Genomic DNA, 20,017 nt, shown 5'->3' on the forward strand with positions numbered 1-20,017 from the left:
GTCGGATCCAAAAAGACAATGCAGGGTGAATACGCTCTTCTCCATCATTCAACGCTGATAACACCTCCTAAAAAAACACCATGAAAAAGACGGCTAAGAAAAGAAATGCGAACAGGATCATCAATAAGGATAGAAAGCCCATCCAGGAAGAAAATTGATGGATTTCTCCCAACGCCTTGGATAAGATGATATAAAACCAAACATTCAAAACCAAATCCACCAGCCACAAAAACGAAAACATCCCCAGCAATAATTGCGTTTCGGTATGTCGATCCCGAAAGTTCCCAGACAAAGTATGACCTCGTGCTGGAAATGCTACAAGAACTCCGAACCCGGCTACCCACAGCCGATGTCACGGTGACGATGGATGCATGGTACGGGGCCAGTCTCCCGTTTCTGATGCAACTGAACGGGTTGGGCCTTCAGGATGCACAAGGTGCAAGTGCTGTTACATTTTCAACTACATTTTAACGAGTCTCGCCCTTAATAGGGGCATATATTTTTACATAATCAATCCTCAGTTGATATTCCCGAACAAGCTCAGGAAGAGAACTAAATGGACCTGCTATTTTATCTTTCAAATCCTTTTTCTTCCGACCAAAATCCCAATCAGGACCTTCTCCTTGATTATAAATATCTAACATCAACCTCTTCACTGCCTCTCCATACTGTTCTTCACAACGGACAACGACATAATCAAATTCACTATTATTACCAAAATCAACTAGAAAAAATTGATCAGGATTTTCCGGATGACGAGTTAAATAATATCCCCCTTCTTTCCAGCCCTGTCTTTTTAACTGTTGGAATTCCTCTATATCTATATCCAATTCCAAAATGGAGGACAAACCTTGGATCAACGGCTCTTCGAGATCTAAGCAATGAAATAAAAGCTCGTATTGAACCAAACCATCAACATGAACTTTCATCGATTCCTACCTCCCAAAAGCATTATGGAAAAGTCATTATTTCCAGCCGGATTTCTGTCTTCTTGTGTTAAAGACCTTGAATGAAAAAACAAAAGCGACGGAGGAGAAACCGTGTTTCGACAAGTCAATTTGTAAAAGAGTGTTTTTAATATACGGAGTTGGTAGATGCCACCTCGGAAAACCATCTCCTCCGCCTGTGGTGGATCATTCCCCGGGTCTCCCCGGATCCATGAGAAAAAAGGGTCCTCACCACGAAATCAAAAACGCTTCTAATGGGTGATTACCCCGTAGAGGACATACTGTTGCCTTGAATACGGAAAACAGTAAAAGAGGATAAAAATTAGTACTAATGGTCCATTTATCCGCCAAAAAACGATGACATCCGTACTCCGATCATCATCATTTTCCTTCCGCGAATTAGACCCATAAAAAAGACGGCGGACTGCATACAGCAATCCGCCGTCTTTGGAGTGGTGGCCAGGGGTGACCCTATCCCATCGCTAAAACAGCCCGTACACCTGTCCCTCGGCGTCGACGTCCATATCGAGAGCGGCGGGGTGGCGGGGCAGGCCGGGCATGGTCATGACATCGCCGGTGAGGGCGACCAGGAAGCCGGCGCCGATGGAGGGGTGGATCTCCCGGACATGGAGGGTAAATCCCTCGGGACGGCCCAACAGGGCGGGGTCGTCGGAGAGGGAGTACTGGGTTTTGGCTATGCAGATCGGCAGTTCATCCCAGCCGTTGGCCTCGCATTCGGCGATCTGTTTTTCCGCCTTGGCGGAGTAGGCCACCCGGTCGGCGCCATACACCTTTTCCGCAATCGCCGCTATCTTGGCCCGGATCGGTTGGTCCCGTTCATAGAGAAAACGGTGCTCAGGGGTTTTTGATTCCGCCAAGCGGACGACTTCCTCCGCCAGGTCCTCGCCTCCGGCGCCCCCTTCTCCCCAGACTTCCGTCAGAGCGCAGGGGACGCCTTTCTCTTCGCACCAGGACTGCAAAAGCTCCAACTCTTCTTCCGTATCCGTAGGGAAACGGTTGACAGCGACCACATGGGGCAACCCGAATTTCTTCATCGTTTCCAGGTGGTGCTCCAGGTTGGCGATTCCCTGACGGAGGGCTGTCGTGTTAGGCTGTTTCAGCTCATCTTTGGGGACGCCTCCGTGCATTTTCAACGCGCGGACGGTAGCCACGATCACCGCCATATCCGGTTTCAATTCTCCAACGCGGCTTTTGATGTGGATAAATTTCTCCGCCCCCAAGTCGGCTCCGAAACCCGCCTCGGTTACGGTGTAATCAGACAGTTTCAGGGCCAAGCGGGTCGCGGTCAGAGTATTGCACCCGTGGGCGATATTGGCGAAGGGGCCGCCGTGAATCAAAGCCGGGGTATTCTCCAGGGTCTGAACCAGGTTGGGCTGAATCGCATCCTTCAGAAGAAGTGCGGCCGCTCCCTGAGCCCTGAGATCGGCGACGGTGACCGGCGAACGGTCAAACCGGTAAGCGACGACGATACGCCCGATCCGCTCCTTCAGGTCGTCCAGATCCTTGGCCAGACAGAGAATCGCCATCAATTCCGAAGCGACCGTGATGTCGAAGCCGTCCTCCCGGGGCATCCCGTGAGCGAGACCACCTAAACCGACCGTGATATGCCGCAGAGCCCGGTCGTTCAGGTCGATCACCCGTTTCCAGACGATCCGGCGGGGATCGATATTCAACTCGTTTTCCCGGTGGATGTGATTGTCGATCAGGGCGGCAATGGCATTGTGAGCCGAGGTGATGGCATGAAAATCACCGGTGAAATGAAGATTGATATCCTCCATCGGGACCACTTGGGAGTAACCGCCTCCGGCAGCGCCCCCTTTGATCCCCATATTGGGCCCCAGAGAGGGCTCTCGCAGGGCGACAGAAGCTTTTTGACCCAACCGATTCAGGGCCTGACCCAACCCGACCGTCACCGTGGACTTTCCCTCTCCCGCCGGGGTCGGATTGATCGCCGTCACCAGGACCAATTTCCCATCCGGGCGCTTTTTCAAGCAGTCCCAGCTGTTCAGATTGATTTTCGCTTTATAGCGGCCGTACAGCTCCAAATCCTCTTCCTTCAGTCCCAGTTGGCCGGCGATCTCCGTGATCGGCTTTTTCCGGGCCTTCTGTGCAATTTCAATATCGCTGGGAATCGTCTTCGCGGTCAAGTGAATCCCTCCCATCTCAAAAAAAGGGATGCCGCGATCGGCATCCCTTTTATCCGCTGTATCAGCGGGATTCATCATCTTTCTTGTCGGCAGAATCATCGTCGGGAAGATCGCGTTCTTCCTTCTCGGTTTTCTCGTCGACATTTGTATCCGGGTCCTGGGGAGGATCTTCTTTCCGTTCTTCCTCTTTGCCCTGGATATTGACGGAAACCCGGTTCTCGGCAGGGTCATCCAACTTACCCTTTTCCAACAGCTGTTTGATCTCATCAGCGTCCAGTGTTTCCTTGGTGAGCAATGTCTGGGCCACCAGTTCCAGGTGTTCCCGCTTCTCCGTCAGCAACTGTTTCGCCTTATCGTAGCAGGCATTGATGATTTCCTGCATCTCCTGATCGATCTCATAGGCGATGGCATCGGAGTAGTTCTGCTCGTGACCCAGATCCCGGCCGAGGAAGACCTGACCTTGGCTGCGTCCGAACTGCATCGGGGCGAGCTTCTTGCTCATGCCGAATTCGGTGATCATGCGACGCACGATTTCCGTCGCCTTTTCAAAGTCGTTGTGAGCACCGGTGCTGATCTCTCCGAAAACGACTTCCTCCGCCGCCCGGCCGCCGAGGAGGCCGGTGATCCGATCGATGAGTTCGTTTTTGGTCATCAGGAAGCGATCTTCCTGGGGCAGCATGACGACATAGCCGCCGGCCTGCCCCCGGGGGACGACCGTCACTTTATGCACTTTGTCGGCGTGTTTCAGATAGTAACCAACAATCGTGTGTCCACCCTCGTGGTAGGCGATCGTTTTCTTTTCTTTCTCGCTGATGACACGGCTTTTCTTCTCCGGTCCGGCGATGACGCGATCAATCGCTTCTTCGACCTCCGCCATGGAAATCCGCTTTTTGTTCCGCCGGGCCGCCAACAGGGCCGCTTCATTCAGGAGATTTTCAAGATCGGCCCCGGTGAACCCAGTGGTTCGCTGGGCGATGACTCTCATCTTGACATCGTCAGACAGAGGCTTGTTGCGGGAATGAACCTTCAGCACCGCTTCCCGCCCCTTTACGTCGGGGCGATTGACGGTGATCTGCCGGTCGAAACGGCCGGGACGCAACAGCGCCGGGTCGAGAATGTCGGGGCGGTTGGTCGCCGCCATGATAATAATCCCCTCATTGGCCCCAAAGCCGTCCATCTCCACCAGGAGCTGGTTAAGCGTCTGCTCTCTTTCGTCATGGCCGCCGCCCAGACCGGCACCCCGCTGCCGTCCCACGGCGTCGATCTCATCGATGAAAATAATGCAGGGAGCGTTTTTCTTCGCCTGTTCAAACAAATCACGCACCCGGGAAGCGCCGACCCCGACAAACATCTCCACGAAGTCAGAACCGCTGATACTGAAGAAAGGAACGCCTGCTTCCCCGGCAACCGCTCGACCCAGGAGGGTTTTACCCGTTCCCGGAGGTCCGACGAGCAGGACCCCCTTCGGGATCCGGGCACCGACCGCGGAGAACTTGCGGGGATCCTTGAGGAAGTCCACCACTTCCACCAGTTCCGCCTTCTCTTCATCCGCCCCGGCCACCTCGTCAAAGGTGACCTTTTTCTTCTCTTCGTTGTACATCTTGGCTTTGTTCTTGCCGAAGTTCATGACACGGCTGCCGCCGCCTTGTGCTTGATTGAGCAAGATGAAGAAGAGGAACACGATCAGCACCAGGGGTATGATCGACGTCAAAAAGGTAAGCCAGAGCGAATCCCCTTTGGCTTTCTCAAACGTCGTCTTCACACCCGCCTTCTGCAAATCCTGCACGACAGTGCTGCCCTCCGCGTAAGGACCGTGGGTGACGAAGGTCTTGTCTTCTTTTCCTTTATATGTCCCTTCGATGTAATACGTATTTCCCTCGGGGCGTACCGTCACCGATTCGATATTCCCCTTCGCCAGCTGTTGCTGGTATTGGGTATAGTTTATCTGCTCCGTCTCCGTCCCTTGGTTGTATAAAACATTTACAATCCCGACGGTGACAAGGATGAGAATTATATACAATCCGGAATTCCGGAAAATGCTTTTCATCCTTGACCTCCTCTCAAAAATACCACTTTCATCATTTTACCACAGGCCGTAAGGGGTCACAACTGATTCGGATCCGCGTACACTTCTTTCTTCAAAACTCCGATATAGGGAAGGTTTCGGTACTTCTCCGCATAATCCAAACCATAACCGACGACAAAAGCATCCGGAACAGTAAAACCGCTGTAATCGGGCTTCAAGCCGGTCGTTCGCCGATTGGGCTTATCCAACAGTGTAACCACTTTGGTCGATGCGGCATTCCGTTGCCGCAACAGCTCCAACAGGTAATTCAGCGTAAGCCCGGAGTCGATGATGTCCTCCACCACCAGTACATGGCGTCCCTCCACCGAGGCATCCAAATCCTTTATAATCCGTACCACACCCGAGGAACGGGTGGAGGCGCCGTAACTGGACACCGCCATGAAGTCCATCTCCAGCGGAATATCGATCCGGCGGACCAAGTCGGCCATGAAGGGAGCGGCCCCTTTCAAAACACAGATGCACAGCGGGTTGAGATCCCGATAATCCTGTGTAAGGCGGGTACCCAACTCCTTCACTTTCGTTTGGATTTCCGTTTCGGATATCAGAACCTCTTGGATGTCTTCGTGCATGGGGTACCTCCTGAACACGGGTATTATGTATCGTCGATCCGATGAAGCGGCACTCACGGTTCTCCGCTCTGAGAGGGAGGAGGAATCGGAAAAACCGATTCCTTCGGGGAATCCGCTTTCCACTCCAAATACAAAAAACGCCGGGTGTCCTTCGTCACTAATGCCGCTTCCGACCGGACAACCCCGGGAATCCAAACAATCTCCTCTCCGGAGAGCACCAAAGGCAACTCCTCCCTCAGCCGCCGGGGAACCTTCGCGTCGATGAGAATATCTTTTACTTTTTTGGTTCCGCCCAATCCCTTCGGCTGTAAGCGGTCACCGGGCTGACGAGATCGAATGTGCAACGGAAATCGCAAAACGTCGGCGTCAAAAACGGCATACCGCCCGTTGAACTCCTCTGGCGGAATGGGACGGGATTCGATTCGGGCGCGGAAGCAGCCCGAAAAGGGAAAATCTCCGGTTTCCCCCGGGACGGCGAGAGGATAAGAGCCGGGAGAAATACGGACAGGATCCGGGGGATCGGGAAAAGTGCGAAACACCCTGAGCAACCGGTATTCCCGCTCAGCACCCGCCCCTCCCGGAAGATTCACCCGGGCGGAGGGGTCCGACTGCCCGGCCAATCGCCGAACCTGTTCGACTGCATGGAGATTCGCTTCGGTTGTTTCATTTTCCACAAGACAATTTAATATTAGTTTAATCAACCTTCTTTGTAAAGCAATATCCAGAGCGGTCAAAGCTTCCGCATCCAGTACAATCTCCTCTTCACTCCGGGAAAGAATCACCTTAACGGCCGTTTCCCCAACCACCTCTTTCCAGAATGACTCTTCGTCTTCGGCGATCCGGGTAAACTGAAGCAAAGCCTCCTTGGCGCGGGGATTGTACTGCAGCAATTGGGGGATCAGATCCAGGCGGACACGATTGCGGGTATATCGCCGGCTCCGATTGCTCTGGTCCAAGCGGGGGGAGAGGCGGTGTTCGTCACAGTAGGACTCCACCTCCTCCCGAAAGACATCGAGGAGAGGGCGAACGATCCGAATCCCTCTCCAGCTTCGGCTCCGGGGGATCCCCGCCATCGACATGGGAGCCGCTCCCCGGATCAAGCGCATCAGTATCGTTTCCACTTGGTCGTCGGCCTGGTGGGCCAATGCCAGATGCTTCGCTCGATAGCTCATGACCGCCCGGCGGAATGCTTCATAGCGGAGATCACGGGCCACCGCCTGCCGGTTCCCGCCCTTCTCCCGCACCCGGGCCGTTACATCCACCCGTTCCACCTGACAAGGGATCCCCCATTCCCGGCACCGTGACCGGACATAGCGCTCATCCTCCTCGCTCTCTTTTCCCCGGAGAAGGTGATTGACATGGATGGCGACCACCCGCCAATCCTGCTCCGGGGCCAACTTCCACAACGCGTGAAGGAGAGCCATGGAATCCGGCCCTCCGGACACCCCGGTCAAAACCGTCACACCCCGGGGAAGCAGAGAGTATTTTTCTATCGAATGACGCACTCGATCCAGCATATCGGGCCCCCTGTCAACGGGTAACGGGGTGGATCTCCGGATGGGAGGCAATCCCCACAGCATAAAACCCGGGGGACCCCTCCCCGGGTAATATACCCCGCTCGCCCTTTTTTCAAAGCATTTCACGTTCATTTCATTTATATAAAACGACATGCATTCAATGGGTATTTTAGCCTGTTTCTTTTTTAAAATCAATTTTCCTTCAAAGGCATCAACGACCGCACCGCTTTCGGATGCTCGTCCGAGCGTTAGCACACGGCAGTCTCCGGAAGTTCGAATTTGTCACAAACCCGCCACACGCTCCCGGGACACCCGGGCCATCCCCGGTACGCGAATCGTGGCCCATTCCGGAACATGCCGTTCCACTTTAGCCACTACGACCGTCATGTCATCGCTAATCTCTCCGTCGTGATGCCGAATCACCTTTTCCAGCAGGCAATCGGCGAACCCTTGGGGATCCCGGGTATCGATCTCGGAGATGAGCCGTTTCATGCAGGCCTCTTTGTTGGAGGCGTGGCGCGGTGCGTCATAGATTCCGTCGGTTACCATCACCAACAGATCACCGGGTTGCAACTGCAAGTCCACGGTTTCCACATCGATATCCCTTAAAATGCCCAGAGGCGGATTGCCGGCGGATACCATCTCCACCCGTCTTCCCCGCTTGACAAATCCCGGGGTGGATCCGATTTTAAGAAAGCGGGAATGGGCGGAATTCAGATCCACCATCGCCAGATCGATCGTGGCGAACATTTCGTCTGTCGACCGCAGACTGAGAATGGAATTAATCGTCTGCACCGCCTTCTCCTCATTCATGCCGGCGATCAAAAGCCGCCGCAAGAGGGACAATGCTGCATTGGACTCCTCTTGGGCCCGGGTTCCGTTTCCCATTCCATCGCTGACAGCAATGGCGTATTTTCCGGTCCCCAGATTCATATAGCAATAACTGTCACCCGACAGCCATTGTCCCCCCTTGGCGGCACCGGCGACCCCCGTTTTAATCTCAAACCGCTGGGCCGACCCCAGGGTAACCACTGCTCCAGAGGCTCTCCCCTGAACCATTTTGCGATGAACGGCGATCGGTTCCCCTACGATCTCCGTCAACAGCGGTGCCACCAGCTTATTGCACTCATCCATCGCATCGCTGTGGGGCATGGTCACCTCAATCTCCACTTTGCCCTCTTCCAGGTTCATCACTTCCACCCGCTGAATAGACAGCCCCAGATCCTCCAAGGCCTGATGGATCTGCCCCTCTTGGGCCGCCATCACTTGGGTTTCGTTGCGGATCTCCCTGGCCAAGTCGTCCATGACTTCGGAAACCCCATCCAGCTGCTCCGATACTAGTCGCCGCGACTCCTTAAGCCGTTCCCTCCAGACGAGGTCTTGTTCATAAGAATCATACCCTTCCCGGATCAGCGAGAGTACTTTCTCCGCTCGAATACAGTGATCCGACCAATCCTTGGGTACTTTCAACGGCCCCTGTGTCCCCTTCATCTCCACCAACGCCATCAGGTCAGTCATTCCACTGTAAGTGGAGACAAAATTCTTCTCCCAGCACTGCCTGTACAGCGGACAAGTTTTGCAGGTCTTCTCCATGACTCCCCCGATAAAATGACTCATATGGCTTTCATCGCTTTGTTGATTCCGAGTGGAGTCTTCCCGAAAACTCTTTGCCAGTTCGGCGAACAGTTCGGTAAACTGATCCACTTTGGCCGCAGTGGCATCCCGGAGTCGACGGACGTATTCCTGTTGGGCCGAATCATTCTCCGCCGCCCCCGGAATAAATCGCCCCACTGTTTTGATCAGGGAAGCCGGCGTCAGCAGGAAGAGGAGCATCGCTAAGATGGACTCCCGAAGCGATGTCCATACCTCCATCGTACCTCCGCCATACAAGGAAAGGATACAGGTTCCCAATACAAACCCGATGGCTACTCCCCAGCGCTTCCCTTCCCGAAACAGCCCCGCCAGGAGTCCGGCAAAGGCGAGCAGACTGATCTGCAGAACCGCCTTCGGATCGGACAAGCTGAGGATCATTCCTGTGACGACTCCGACAGAGGCCCCCAGCATCCCGCCTCCCGCCAACGCCAGCACCATGATCAGGTAGCGGGAAACAATATGAACCACCGACAAATCGGCCACGGTCCATCCCAGGGTCCCGGTCACCACAGATCCGGCCAAGATCACCAGACAGATGATCTCCTCATGGCGGAGTGAAAACTGCTTTCGGCGCACCGTAAACAGGGGAAGGGACTGGACGAAGATCAAGGTTAAGATGAAAGAAAGGAGAACCTCTACACCGGCCATCACTCCCGAATAGGCCGACCAACCTTCCAGATATAGCCGGATCAGGCGGACCCCTGCGCTGGTGACCGCCACCACGAAAGGGACAAAATTGAGCTGTCCCTTTCCTATCCAGAAAAAACTTTTTTGAACCAGTAACAGAAGAATGAGCGATCCGCTCACCCATGCGGCATGGTTTAGCCCCAAAGTAGCCGCACCCAGCACCAGTGCGAGCATCGTCGCCGGCCACTGCCTGCGGTACAAATGGAGAACCACCCCCATATACGCCACGGCAAAGGGGGCGAGAGTATCCAAAATCATCGCCCGTCCCAGGAGAAAGCCCATGACCAACACGGGCAGATTCCAGTAGTTCACCATCCGGTTCAACCAGCGTCGTTGTTCGGAACGATCGGGAAGGAGCTTTCCAAAAGGCCGATAAAGCGCTGAACCCAACTGAGACATCCGCATGTTCATCTTGCAACCACCCCTTGTCCATCATGTGGGGTTCATTATAACGGGGAGGTGCCGATAAGTTTGTCACAATTGCTGGTGATCGAGAAAAACTTTCCGACAATTTACCGCGGAAAAATGACCTTTCGGCCTATAGTATGTATAAAAAATTTTTTTCGCCAGAAAATACAAACAAACGTTCGCCAATTACCACCTTTTCCCACCGGCAAAACCATGTCCCTCTTTGTCGACTGGCCATGAATCGGATCTCCCTTCGACAAAACTTTTGAAAAGAATACACGAAACCCTCTCTTGGAGAGACAAAAAAAGACCGCCGAACGACGGCGGTAGTTAAGACATCAGGCAGTGAAGAACCGGCCTCCGCACCTTCGACTGGATGCCCCGACCGGGAATCACGGTTTGCGTCGGGAGGAATCCGTCAGGGGGAACATCGTCGCTTCCTGCAGATACTTGGGAATGAAAGAACGGTTCATTACCAGACGGATCATCTTATCCAAGGTGCGCAGGGTGTAAACCTGCTGCTTTTTTTTCAACTGTCCTTTTTCAATCGCCGCGGCAAACTCATCCACGTCGATCAGGTGATAGCGACCGTCGGGATAGACGATCAGATCCAACAGCAAGTCCACCATTACATAGCGCAGGCGGCCGACTTGGCGCATTTCCATCACGTCGCAGTAGTAGTATAAAAAATCTCCGTTCCGGTGAAAAACCTTGGAGATTGTATATCCTTTCTTGACGAAATAATAGGTCAGGAAAATGCGCTTGCCGTCCGGGTTGGGATACTGAGTGGCGAAACAATGACGTCCGTGCCAGTCCCGTACCTTTTCCGTGTACGTCTTATTGATCGTCGTAAATTTGATTTTCTTTATGGTCACGTCCACAAAACCACTCCCACGCCCCATTCCCTGATCCCAGGTTAGGATTCCCCAAACCCGGTCGCTCAAGTCCGCCCGATTCCCCACCCCGAAAAAGAAAAAAGGCGAATGGAATTCCCTTGTCGATAAGGGTCTTAACCTCGCCTTCACTCTGGTAGCGGCGGAGGGTCTCGAACCCCCAACCTCACGGGTATGAACCGTACGCTCTAACCAGTTGAGCTACGCCGCCACAATTTAAAAGGGTAAGAGTCCGTAGAAAACGGGGGGATGTTCCCGTCAATGAGGAACCCTTACCCTCACTTGTTTTTGGTTGCGGGGACAGGATTCGAACCTGTGACCTTCGGGTTATGAGCCCGACGAGCTACCGAACTGCTCCACCCCGCGTCAGCCACAAGATAAATTATACAAAACTATTTGCGGCTGTGTCAAGGAATCGATCGAGATTTTTTTGCGAGATTTTATTTTGACCGTTTTCCCTGGTAAAGCAGATATTCTTTCCGCACTTGGCGGAAATCCTTAAGCTCCTTTTGCCATCCCGCGGTGATTTCCCGGGCCGGAATCCCCTCGTCGATCTGAGTGCGGATCCGGTCCGAGCCGGTTAACTTGTCGATCCAGTAGGAATCTCCGTCTTTCCGCCAGGCGAAGTCCTCCGGATACAGCCTCTTCACTTCCTGAATGATGGTGATTCCCGTCAGAATGGGGGAAAAGCGCTCGGGATCCTCGATGTGCAATTGAACCCCTCCGACATTCTCCCCCTCGTACTTGGAAAAAGTGGGATTGAAATAGGCTTCCCGGAAGGAAACACCCGGAAGTCCGGCTTCATTAAGGGCCTCCATCAATTCCCAACCCCGGATGTATGGAGCCCCGATCAGCTCAAAGGGCTTCGTCGTGCCTCTGCCTTCGGACAGGTTCGTCCCCTCAATCATTCCGGTTCCCGGATAGACTCGGGCCGTCTGCGGGGTGGGCATGTTGGGGGAAGGAAGGACCCAGGGCAACCCGGTTTCTTCATATAAATCGTGCCGTTTCCATCCCTTCATGCGAATGACCTGCAAATCCGCCTGTTCCCCGCCGTCCCCCGCCAGGAATTCCCCGTTAAACATGGTTGCCAACTCACCGACCGTCATCCCGTGCCGCTGGGGAATGGGATACAGACCGACAAAGGAGACATAATCGGGATTCAGCACCGGTCCCTCCACTTTCTCCCCGCCGAGGGGATTGGGTCGATCCAGCACGATGAAGGGCTTGTTCGCTTCCGCCGCCGCTTCCATCGCGTAAGCCATGGTATAGATATAGGTATAAAACCGGGTTCCGACATCCTGGATATCGAAGACCAGAACATCCACCCCGTCAAAGAGGGGAACCATCTCCTCGGGTTTTTTCCCGTACAGGTTGACAAAGGGAAGCCCGGTGCGGGGATCCACGTAGGAACCCGGAGTTTCCCCAGCCTGCTCCGTCCCCCGGACGCCGTGCTCCGGGCCGTATACTTCGGTAACATCGATTCCCGCATCCAGCATGGCGTCCAAACCGTGACGGTAATCCCGAGTCATCCCGGTGGGATTCGTAATCAACCCCACTTTTTTCCCATCCAATCGCTCCGGATGCTCCAGCAACACTTCCAAACCCGTTTGCACCTTGGGCTTTTTCGCCTTTTTGTCCGAACCATCCACACTCCCTGATCCGATGAGACTAAAGGTCAACACACAGACTAAACCCATACCCAGCACCCGTTTCAGCATCTGTACAACCTCCCCGGCGTTTTACGATTCCCGCGACCCTACAGTAAACATCCGGCTCGGGATGATTGGCTACTCTCCGGAAAAACTAGAAGTCCGGTAAAAAAATCCCCTGTTCGGGAGGGTGGGATTCCACACGGAGTGCCTTTGGCTCGAACGAAACGGAGTGTGGAACCCCACCCCGACTCACCAAGGATGTGATCAATCACCAGTCTTCTAAGCGCCGGCATCTGAATCGGGAGTGTCAGGCGAACACCGAGACCGGAAACCAAGCCAAAGCCGCCAATGATAAGAAAGGATTCCTTTCCCATTCCATTCGTCAGGGTACAACCGATTCCTTCCTATTTTTATTCCGCCGAACCTGTATTACAATATAGGTTGATTTTATCAAGGGAGCCGTCGAGTGAATATGAAGTTCAACCTATGGAAAATAACCCCGGTGCAATTGATTGTACTCACCTATTTGATCGCCTGCCTGGTCTCCAGTTTCCTGCTCATGATTCCCGCCGCCCATCGGCCCGGCGTGGAGCTCAGCTATCTGGATTCCCTGTTCACAGCGGTCAGTGCGATCAGTGTCACCGGGTTGACTACCGTTAATACCGCGGAAACCTACAGCCCCTTCGGAGTAGTGATGCTGATGGCCATGATTCAGTTTGGCGGAATCGGGTTTATGAGTCTGGGCACCTTCCTCTGGATGGCCACCGGCAGACGCATCGGGATCCAGCGGCGGCGAATGATCATGATCGATCAAAACCGGTCCGACTTGGCCGGACTGGTACGACTGGCACGGGATATTCTGCTCCTCACCTTGTTAATTGAAATGGTAGGGGCTCTACTGTTGGGTACTTATTTCTACATCACAGAAGATTACGGATGGGATGCCTTTTACTACGGAGCCTTTGCCTCGTTGTCCGCCTTCACGAACGCCGGCTTCGACATCTTCGGCAATTCTTTGGCCGACTTTGCCGACGATTATTTTGTCCAGATTCTTCATATGATCCTGATGACCGCCGGAGCAATCGGATTTCCGGTACTGATCGAGGCCCGAGAATGGATCCGCAGTCAAAACCGCTCCCGCTTCCGCTTTTCTCTGTTCACGAAAATCACGGTTACGACTTTCTTCACCCTGATGCTCCTGGGGCTTGTTATGATCTGGCTTCTGGAACGGCAACATTTTTATGCGGATATGAGCTGGCACCAATCTTTTTTTTATTCCTTCTTCAACTCTGCCACCACCCGCAGCGCAGGACTGTCTACCATGGATGTCGGAGAGTATACCACACCGACGCAACTGGCCCTGTCCTTTTTGATGTTCGTCGGTGCCAGTCCCTCCAGCGTGGGAGGAGGAATCCGCACCACTACACTGGCTGTAATCGTGCTGTCGCTGTTTTCTTACGCCCGGGGACAGAAACACATTCGCCTCTTCCGGCGGGAGCTGATCCAAGAGGACGTCCAAAAGGCTTCCGTGGTGTTTGTCACGGCCATCTTGCTCGTTTCCACCTCCCTGCTATTACTCTTGACTATGGAAGGCCCCCGCCACACCCTGATGGAACTGATCTTCGAAGTCTCTTCCGCTTTTGGGACGACGGGACTATCCATGGGTATCACCGGCGATTTGACCGCACCGGGGAAACTGATGATCATTTTATTGATGTTTATCGGCCGGATCGGAATTCTTTCCCTTCTCTTCCTTCTTCGGCCGGATCGCCCTCCGGAAAATTTCCGGTATCCGCGGGAACAGGTGATCATCGGATGAAAAGTCCCTGTCAAACATTGATAAACCTTATGAATACAGGACCGTACGAAGCTACACAGGTTCCCGGGGAGGCTCGGTTGGTATCCGAAAAAGGCGATGTCCGGGCTGTCTTCCACAGCCGGACACCGCCTTTTTTAAGGAGTATGGTATACCTCTTCTCCCGGCTTCTGGTAACCCATCTTCCGGGCCAGATCCATCAGATACTGTTCGTCGTGCAACCGATTGATTTCCTTTTTCAGCGAATCCTGCTTCGCCTTTAAGGAAGCTACCTCTTCTTTTTGCTCCTTCAACGCCGCTTCTTCGGCCTCGATCCTCTGGGCTTGGGTCCACAACTCGGAGCCGCCCCAGACAAAAAAAGCGATCATCATGATCAGCCAGATCCGGCGGCGGCGTTTGACATGCGGAGGCAAGGGGCGGTGTGATGAATCTTGACCCGATTGAGACGAGGGGGAGGACGGACGGATTTCCACAACATTGGTGGGTACTCCTCTGTCAACCATTCCCATCATCCTTTGATCTCTTTCTTTTGTCAACGACTGAAGCCAAACGTTACTTATCGCTGTGAAACCAGCGGCGAATGCGGACGACCATGCGGCGCAAGGGACGGGTGACAGGTCGGAACCAATCGGCTACCCGCCGCACAATCGGTTGGAAAAGCCGGCCCAAAGGAGACAGCAGTCGGAGGGGAAAACGGAGTAACGACCGCAAGATACGGAGGAAAAAAAGAAGCAGCTGACGGAGCAGGGAAACGATTCCGGCGACAGGAACCCATAATACCACATAAAACACGCGCCATACGAGCTGGAGAATCTGCTCCACCACCTGAAGCAGCCATTGGATCCCCCGGATCATCCCCCGGCTGAACCACGCGTAGTAAGCGAGGAGTCCCAGAAGAACGGCAACGAAGATGTAGAAACGGAGCTCTCCCCAGTTACTCCACATCAACAGGCCGAACACCAACCCCGCCGCCACTGTCCAGTAGAGGAGGTCGACAAAAGAAACGACCCACCCCCTGAGGCGAAAGCGGTGGCGAAACACCCGATAAGTATCCAAGAGAAAGCCCATCAGCCATCCGGAACCGAGCATCAAGCCCATCGTTACCCACTGGGTATGCAGGGTCAACGGAACAACCGGCCGAAAAAGTTTTTCGACTTCTCCCCGCGGGGCGCCCCGTCATCCAGGTAGCTCATCTCATAGAGCTCACCCTCGATCGCCACGCGCCCCTGCTCCAAATCCAGACTTTTCAGGTGTAAGTTATTCCCCCGTATCCCCAGAAAACCGCATTCCGTCTGCAACAGGAATTCTTCGCTGTCAAAGCTCTCCACACCGATCACACCCGTCACGTCCAGGGCGTTGCGACCAACCATGACCACTTCGTGGCTCCCGCCCGACTGAACCACATCCTCCACCATGGTGCATGTACCCCCTTTCGGTACATGATATGACGGAGGACAAGATTTAGAACCGCCGGAGCGGTACAGATGCCCCTTCGGGAAACTCTGTCCCTCGATAGGGGTGATCGGGCTGGTAGACCGTCTCCGATCTCTTGCAAAAAACGCATAGGATCTGCGCCGGCCTACCACCACACGCCCTAGAGGCGTTGTGATTTTAGCACATCCTTGGTGGGTCGGGGTGGGGTTCCACACTCCGTTTCGTTGTTCTGACGAGCCAAAGGCACTCCGTGTGGAACCCCATCCTCCCGAACAGGAGACTTTTTTTCACAATGCTTCTAAGGAAGAACATCGTCGGTTCGGTCGCCGCCGCCTTCATTCAGCAGCGTATACATCTGGCCGGCATCGGCTTTCCGGGTCGTCTCTTTGAGGGACTCCACCCGCGCCGTTACGGTGTTCTGGCCAAACCGGACCGTCAGTTCGTCACCCACCGAAACCACAGTGCCTGCCTTGGCGGTTCGGCCATTCACCTGAACCCGGCCCTGGTCGCATACTTCTTTGGCCAACGTTCGGCGCTTCACCAGCCGGGAACTTTTTAAAAACTTATCCAGACGCATTTATTTGACCGCTTCTTTGAGTCGGCTTCCCGCTTTAAAGGCAGGCACGTTGGAAGCCGGAATTTCGATGGTAGCCCCGGTCTGAGGGTTGCGCCCGCTTCGGCTGGAACGCCTGCGGGTTTCAAAGGTGCCAAACCCGATCAACTGGACTTTTTCGCCGGACCCCAAGGCCGTGGTCACTTCATCCAAAAAACCGTTCACCACTTTTTCCACATCTTTTTTGGTCATCCCGCTATTCTTGGAAACACGGGTAATCAGATCGTTTTTATTCATGTTCAGATCGCCTCCTTCATTCCTGTGTGGAGATACTTTTCTGGGCGGAAGATCAAAATCCTTCTTGGACAAACAATTTATCCCTCGGCCTCCTCCCTCTTAGCCTCTTCCCACCATCGGTCCAGCTGTTCCAGGGGGAAGTCCTGTACTTGCCCGCCCGCTTTCCGGGCCGATTCCTCCACTCCCCGGAATCGGCGCGTAAACTTGCGGCAAGCGGCGAGTAGAGCCTGTTCCGGATCCACATCGAACAGGCGGGCCAGGTTGACTGCCGAAAAGAGAAGATCCCCCATCTCCCCTTCCCGTTCCTCTCGGGAGGCGGCAAACAATTCCCCCAGTTCCTCTTGCAATTTGCGTCGGGCTCCATCGGGGTTCTCCCAGTCAAAGCCGGCTTTGGCCGCCTTTTTTTGGAGTTTATGGGAACGCAAAAGCGCCGGGAATTCCGAGGGAACCCCATCCAAAAGAGAATCCGCTTCCCGGGAATCCCTCTTTCGTTCCCGCTGCTTCACTTCTTCCCACTTTTGCGCGACTTCAGCCGCGTTTTTAATAACCTCCTCACCGAAAACATGGGGATGGCGGCGGATCAACTTATCCGACAAATGACCGATCACATCGGAGATGTCGAATTCCCCTTGCTCTTTTCCGATCTGGGAATGGAGCAACACTTGAAGGAGGACATCCCCCAGCTCGTCCGCCATCGCCTCAGGATCACCCTCCGCCACGGCCTCCAGGAATTCGTAGGACTCCTCCAGCAGATAGGGACGCAGGGTATTGTGCGTCTGCTTCCGGTCCCAAGGACAGCCGTCGGGAGCCCGCAAGCGAGCGATAATCGCTTTCAGCGTCTCAAAGCGGCGGCGCAACAGACGGTCCTCTTTCGCCGGGGAAACATAAACCGAGCTTAAGTCGGTGAACCGCTCCTCCCGATCCAATTCGTACAGGGGAAGGGATTCCGTCCGCTCCTGCCCCGGCACCCCCGCCGCCGTCATCACCGTAACCGGATAATCATCGGGAAAAACCTCCATCAGGGAAAGTTTCACCTCGGAGGCCACCATCCGATCGTATACCTGAGCGATGACCAGATGGTACCGGGGGTCGATCTGTGCGGAGTCCAACCCGGTTCCGTCCAGGAGAAGAAACCCTTCGATAGGGTCGACCCCCAGACTGGCGAACAAAGGATCGAGAAAACTGCCCCCGCCCTGGATTTGAACATCGATCCCCCGTTCTCCGGCGTCTACAAGCAACCGGCGGACCGTCTCTTCCGCCACTGAAGGATGACCGGGAACCGCATAGATGAGATCCCCGCCCCGTTCCGCTTCCGCCAGTAGAGTATCCGTGATTTCCCGGTAGACGGCGGGAAAGTCGGTATGTTTTTCATAAAAAGCGTCAAAGGTTTCAAAATCCACTCCTTCCCTTTTCAACCATTGGACGACCGGATGTTTCTCCGTTCGCATCCAAATTCGGGACCCTCCCGTCAACAGACGGTAAGTTCCCAGAGACAAATTTTCCTCCCTGCCGGGACCAAGCCCGACGACAGTAATGGTGGCCGTCATGGTCTCCCTCCTCGATACAAGCTTGTGCCGGCACCTTATCCTTTCAACAAATGAAGTTTATCCAATACCGGAATCAACTTCTCCCCCACTTTAGGCACCTTCTCCAGTTCCGACCGGGTAAGCACCCCCATACGGAACAAGGCGACGGAATAGATCGCCGCACCTGCCGCTACACCGGCCAAAGAGGCGACAGTCATCGCCGCCCGCAGGGACTCCCAATCTTCGGTGATCCAAAAAATCCCCCGAAGCGTGATAGCAACCCCTCCCGCCATCAAAAGATTAGCCCCCAGCAAGGGAAGGCCTGTCCGCCGAATGTTGAACAACATGCCCATTCGGGACCGGAGGGCGATCAGGTTAAGCAGAGTTGCGATGGCATATCCCCCTACAGTCGCCAAAGCCGCTCCCCGGATATCCATCAGGGGAATCAGGATCGCGTTAAGTCCCAGCTTGACCCCGACCCCGATCAGTAGATTGCGGGCGGGAAGGACCACTTGCCCGATTCCCTGCAGGATGCCGGAAGATGTCATACCCAGAGTGGAAAACAAGGAAGTAAACGCCAGAATGGCCAAAGCGACAGAACCGGAGCTATCCTTGTACAGCATGACATTCGTCGGTAAAGCGATGATCGCCAAACCGAGGGAGGCCGGCAACCCCAGCAATAGCGTCAACCGAAGCGCCAGCGAGGACCGGTCCACCGTCACCCGTTCATTCCGCCGGAATTGTGCTTCTGCGACAGCGGGAACGATCGACAGAGACAAGGCGGTGGCAAAAAAGGAAGCAAACTGGATCAAGGGCTGTCCTCGGTCATACACCCCTTTTCCCTCTACCGCCGCCGATTGAGACCATCCGCTCGCTTCCAACAAGTTGGCCACTGTAAAAGAGTCCGCCAGGGACAATAAGGGTAAAACCAAAGAGCCGAGGCCGATCGGGATCGATAAAGCCGCCAGTTGGCGAAGGATCCGGCGGACAGATTCCGGTTCGGAAGAGGCATGCCCGGAGGGAACCCGGTTCATCCACTGTTGACGGGCTTCCCGGTTCCTCCTCCAGTAAAACAGCAAAACCGCCAGTCCCCCCGCGGCTCCGGTGAAAGCGCCGAAAACCGCTCCGGTCCCGGCATAAACCACCCCAGCCCCGGAACTCATCAACCACCAGGCCAGGAAAAGGATGGTCGCCACCCGAATTCCTTGTTCGGCGACCTGGGACACCGCCGTTGGAGTCATATTTTGATGCCCCTGGAAGTATCCCCGGATGGCTGATATCAGAGGTACGATCAACAAGGCAAAGGAAACCGCCCGGATCGGAAGAGTCAACAACTCCCGGTTTCCCATCCACTCGGCGAGAATGGGAGCCCCAAAAAACAGAAGAATAAAAAAGAGAAATCCGGTAAGGCTCAGGCTCAACGCCGTTACCCGAAACAACCGCCGGGCTCCCTGGATATCCCCTCCCGCTAACTTTTCGGAAACCAATTTGGAAACGGCGACGGGAAAACCCGCCGTGGCCACCGTTAGGAGCGTGCTGTACAACGGATACACCTGCTGATAAACAAACATTCCTTCGTTCCCCGTGATATTTTGGTAGGGAATTTTATAGACCGCACCCAGGAGCTTGGTGAAAAATGCCGCCGCCCCCAGGATTGCGGCCCCTTTGACAAAGGATTGTTTTCCTTCGGTCATCACGCGCTCCTTTCTCCGGATGAAAACCATTCGACTCCTTTTTTGGCCAACGGGATCGGATGCCTCCCGGTTTCGCATCGTCCCTGAGGAAAAAGGAGCCGATCAACGTTTCTAGTA

At 54.4% G+C, this 20,017-nt stretch carries 17 protein-coding genes and 2 tRNA genes; 1 reads left to right on the plus strand and 18 read right to left on the minus strand.

The window, feature by feature from the left end; all coding sequences use genetic code 11:
- Nucleotides 1-44: 44 nt before the first annotated feature.
- The 11 genes from CHM34_RS16675 to CHM34_RS16725 all read right to left on the minus strand — a co-directional run bounded on the left by CHM34_RS16675 (nucleotide 45) and on the right by CHM34_RS16725 (nucleotide 12,643).
- A complete protein-coding gene (locus CHM34_RS16675) occupies nucleotides 45-227 on the minus strand; it encodes a hypothetical protein (RefSeq protein ID WP_141201750.1) in 183 nt (60 codons plus the stop codon).
- Between the two features lie 240 nt (nucleotides 228-467).
- Nucleotides 468-929 (minus strand): hypothetical protein, encoded by a 462-nt coding sequence (locus tag CHM34_RS16680; protein WP_094265750.1) that lies wholly within the window; start codon nucleotides 927-929, stop codon nucleotides 468-470.
- A 500-nt stretch (nucleotides 930-1,429) separates the two neighbouring features.
- Entirely contained in the window at nucleotides 1,430-3,130 is a 1,701-nt protein-coding gene (locus CHM34_RS16685; RefSeq protein WP_439116341.1) for a formate--tetrahydrofolate ligase, read from the minus strand.
- A gap of 46 nt (nucleotides 3,131-3,176) precedes the next feature.
- On the minus strand, nucleotides 3,177-5,162 hold the full coding sequence (ftsH, locus tag CHM34_RS16690) for an ATP-dependent zinc metalloprotease FtsH (protein ID WP_094265751.1): 1,986 nt from the start codon (nucleotides 5,160-5,162) through the stop codon (nucleotides 3,177-3,179).
- A gap of 56 nt (nucleotides 5,163-5,218) precedes the next feature.
- Nucleotides 5,219-5,770: a hypoxanthine phosphoribosyltransferase gene (hpt, locus tag CHM34_RS16695; RefSeq protein ID WP_094265752.1), complete on the minus strand. Its 552-nt coding sequence runs from the start codon at nucleotides 5,768-5,770 to the stop codon at nucleotides 5,219-5,221.
- Nucleotides 5,771-5,823: 53 nt separating this feature from the next.
- The gene (gene tilS, locus CHM34_RS16700) at nucleotides 5,824-7,287 is read right to left on the minus strand and encodes a tRNA lysidine(34) synthetase TilS (protein WP_169713793.1); all 1,464 of its coding nucleotides are present in this window, start codon (nucleotides 7,285-7,287) and stop codon (nucleotides 5,824-5,826) included.
- A 282-nt stretch (nucleotides 7,288-7,569) separates the two neighbouring features.
- On the minus strand, nucleotides 7,570-10,038 hold the full coding sequence (gene spoIIE / locus CHM34_RS16705; protein ID WP_094265754.1) for a stage II sporulation protein E: 2,469 nt from the start codon (nucleotides 10,036-10,038) through the stop codon (nucleotides 7,570-7,572).
- 389 nt (nucleotides 10,039-10,427) lie between these two features.
- Nucleotides 10,428-10,916: a ribonuclease FAU-1 family protein gene (locus tag CHM34_RS16710; RefSeq protein ID WP_169713794.1), complete on the minus strand. Its 489-nt coding sequence runs from the start codon at nucleotides 10,914-10,916 to the stop codon at nucleotides 10,428-10,430.
- Between the two features lie 146 nt (nucleotides 10,917-11,062).
- Nucleotides 11,063-11,139, minus strand: a tRNA-Met gene (locus CHM34_RS16715).
- Between the two features lie 78 nt (nucleotides 11,140-11,217).
- Nucleotides 11,218-11,294 (minus strand) — tRNA-Met (locus tag CHM34_RS16720).
- A 74-nt stretch (nucleotides 11,295-11,368) separates the two neighbouring features.
- A complete protein-coding gene (locus CHM34_RS16725) occupies nucleotides 11,369-12,643 on the minus strand; it encodes an exo-beta-N-acetylmuramidase NamZ family protein (RefSeq protein ID WP_439116342.1) in 1,275 nt (424 codons plus the stop codon).
- Between the two features lie 409 nt (nucleotides 12,644-13,052).
- Between CHM34_RS16725 and CHM34_RS16730 the strand changes: the two genes are divergently transcribed.
- Nucleotides 13,053-14,399 (plus strand): TrkH family potassium uptake protein, encoded by a 1,347-nt coding sequence (locus CHM34_RS16730; protein WP_094265799.1) that lies wholly within the window; start codon nucleotides 13,053-13,055, stop codon nucleotides 14,397-14,399.
- A gap of 134 nt (nucleotides 14,400-14,533) precedes the next feature.
- Here the strand turns inward: CHM34_RS16730 and CHM34_RS16735 are convergent, their stop codons facing one another.
- The 7 genes from CHM34_RS16735 to CHM34_RS16770 all read right to left on the minus strand — a co-directional run bounded on the left by CHM34_RS16735 (nucleotide 14,534) and on the right by CHM34_RS16770 (nucleotide 19,900).
- On the minus strand, nucleotides 14,534-14,899 hold the full coding sequence (locus CHM34_RS16735; protein ID WP_169713795.1) for an FtsB family cell division protein: 366 nt from the start codon (nucleotides 14,897-14,899) through the stop codon (nucleotides 14,534-14,536).
- A 49-nt stretch (nucleotides 14,900-14,948) separates the two neighbouring features.
- Complete coding sequence (gene yabQ / locus CHM34_RS16740) at nucleotides 14,949-15,521, minus strand: spore cortex biosynthesis protein YabQ (RefSeq protein WP_094265758.1); 573 nt, start codon at nucleotides 15,519-15,521, stop codon at nucleotides 14,949-14,951.
- On the minus strand, nucleotides 15,518-15,811 hold the full coding sequence (gene yabP / locus CHM34_RS16745; RefSeq protein WP_094265759.1) for a sporulation protein YabP: 294 nt from the start codon (nucleotides 15,809-15,811) through the stop codon (nucleotides 15,518-15,520). Before yabP ends, yabQ begins: the two co-directional genes overlap by 4 nt.
- A 317-nt stretch (nucleotides 15,812-16,128) precedes the next feature.
- Nucleotides 16,129-16,407, minus strand: a complete 279-nt coding sequence (locus CHM34_RS16755) for an RNA-binding S4 domain-containing protein (RefSeq protein WP_094265761.1) — start codon at nucleotides 16,405-16,407, stop codon at nucleotides 16,129-16,131.
- Nucleotides 16,408-16,680 (minus strand): HU family DNA-binding protein, encoded by a 273-nt coding sequence (locus CHM34_RS16760; RefSeq protein ID WP_094265762.1) that lies wholly within the window; start codon nucleotides 16,678-16,680, stop codon nucleotides 16,408-16,410.
- Between the two features lie 77 nt (nucleotides 16,681-16,757).
- Nucleotides 16,758-18,227 (minus strand): bifunctional methyltransferase/pyrophosphohydrolase YabN, encoded by a 1,470-nt coding sequence (gene yabN, locus CHM34_RS16765; protein ID WP_094265763.1) that lies wholly within the window; start codon nucleotides 18,225-18,227, stop codon nucleotides 16,758-16,760.
- A 35-nt stretch (nucleotides 18,228-18,262) separates the two neighbouring features.
- Complete coding sequence (locus CHM34_RS16770; protein ID WP_094265800.1) at nucleotides 18,263-19,900, minus strand: putative polysaccharide biosynthesis protein; 1,638 nt, start codon at nucleotides 19,898-19,900, stop codon at nucleotides 18,263-18,265.
- Nucleotides 19,901-20,017: the final 117 nt, after the last annotated feature.

The sequence above is a fragment of the Paludifilum halophilum genome, assembly GCF_002245355.1.
Taxonomy (GTDB): domain Bacteria; phylum Bacillota; class Bacilli; order Thermoactinomycetales; family DSM-45169; genus Paludifilum; species Paludifilum halophilum.